This is a genomic window from Bacteroidota bacterium (assembly GCA_039714315.1).
Taxonomy (GTDB): domain Bacteria; phylum Bacteroidota; class Bacteroidia; order Flavobacteriales; family JADGDT01; genus JADGDT01.
Genome location: JBDLJM010000270.1, coordinates 1 through 1,617, shown reverse-complemented (window position 1 = coordinate 1,617; position 1,617 = coordinate 1). Strand labels below are relative to the sequence as shown.

Genomic DNA, 1,617 nt, shown 5'->3' with positions numbered 1-1,617 from the left:
AAAAAAAACCGCCTATTCATACGAACAGGCGGCTTTGAAAATATTAAAAATATTTTAGTCTTCGTCGGTAAACTGACTTCTAAGATGAGCCATTTTAATGGCAGCAATACCACATTCTACACCTTTATTTCCGTGCTTACCGCCGGATCGGTCAATAGACTGTTGCAAAGTATCGTCAGTTAACACCCCCATAATAATTGGAATATCTATCTGCATATTAAGATCCTTGATACCCTGAGCTACAGCCTGACTAATAAATTCAAAGTGACGTGTTTCACCCTGAATAATACTACCCAATACTACTATTGCATCAACATCAAGTCTTTCTCCCATTAAAGTTGCTCCGTAAATAAGCTCAAAGCTTCCCGGAACATCCCAACGTACAATGTTTTCTTCTGAGGCGCCGTTTTCCAACAAAGCCTGCTCTGCCCCCTTATAGAGGTTCTCAGTTATTTCTGAATTCCATTCAGAAACAACAATCCCAAAGCGCATGTTAGCAGCGTTTGGGATTGTTGACTGATCATAATGTGATAAATTTTTATTTACCGTTGCCATTACTAACTGTTTTTATCTGCTGCTTTAGCTCTTTCAATAAACTTATCTATTGACTCAGCTTCTGCAGATTTTGGATATTCATTTTTAATTTTCTCAAATAAATCCTGAGCTTCCCCGTATTTATTTATAGCCATAGCTGTTTTACCGGCTTTGAATAAAAACAAAGGGCTCGTAAACTCATTATCATTTGCATTTGCTGCATCCTGATAGTAATCTAATGCTTCTTCCAATTGATTCAACCCTACAAAAGCATCTCCGATAGCTCCTTTTGCAACAGGACCAACCATCTTATCGTCCGAAGAAAATTTATCAAGATACTCTATAGCATTTTCATATTCTCCAAGCTTCAAATAAGACACTCCGGCGTAGTAATTTGCTACATTCCCCGATTTAGTCATGCTGTAATCATCAGCAATATCAAGGAATCCCATATACTGACCATCTCCGTTAAGAGCTAATTTTAATGAATCCTGCTCAAAATATTTCTTAGCATTAAACAACTCATTTGTAGCCTCCTCATTCATTGGCTCCATATAATATGTCTGGAACGACATGTAACCACCAATCACAATTATGACTGCGGCTACAGCCCCCATTATTATATTTTTGTTTTCCTCTATAAACTTTTCAGAGCGACTAGCTGTTTCTTCTAAATTCTTAAATACCTCTTCAGTAGTACTTTCTTGGTGTTTTATCTTTTTCGACATCAGTTCATTTTTTTAACTGAGCAAAAATAATGTTTTCTATCAAAAACAAAACTTTAAACAGGATTTTTTATACGTAAATTTTTATGTTCGGTTTTGCGCCTTATCCGGCTGTCCATTTATACGCTTCGCCGCAAAACTTTTCTCAATGTTATTTTATTGTCTCTTCGGTAAACTCAGAGCCAATAAAATAACTTGATCAATAGTTTTCCTTGCTGCAGGGTATCATTCCCATCCGGGGCGTAAGACAAAGATTTATAACCCGAGAACATTTAACGGTGATGCAGCAACCAGCAACCAGTAACCAGCAACCGGCAACCAGTAACCAGCAACCAGTAACCAGCAACCAGTAACCAGT

2 protein-coding genes are annotated in these 1,617 nt (G+C 37.4%); both read right to left on the bottom strand.

The genetic code is table 11. The features are described from left to right. Positions 1-54: 54 nt before the first annotated feature. Positions 55-555, bottom strand: coding sequence for a 6,7-dimethyl-8-ribityllumazine synthase (gene ribH, locus ABFR62_14255; protein ID MEN8139580.1), 501 nt, complete (start codon positions 553-555; stop codon positions 55-57). Between the two features lie 2 nt (positions 556-557). Further along, positions 558-1,262, bottom strand: a complete 705-nt coding sequence (locus tag ABFR62_14250) for a tetratricopeptide repeat protein (protein MEN8139579.1) — start codon at positions 1,260-1,262, stop codon at positions 558-560. Positions 1,263-1,617 lie beyond the last annotated feature (355 nt).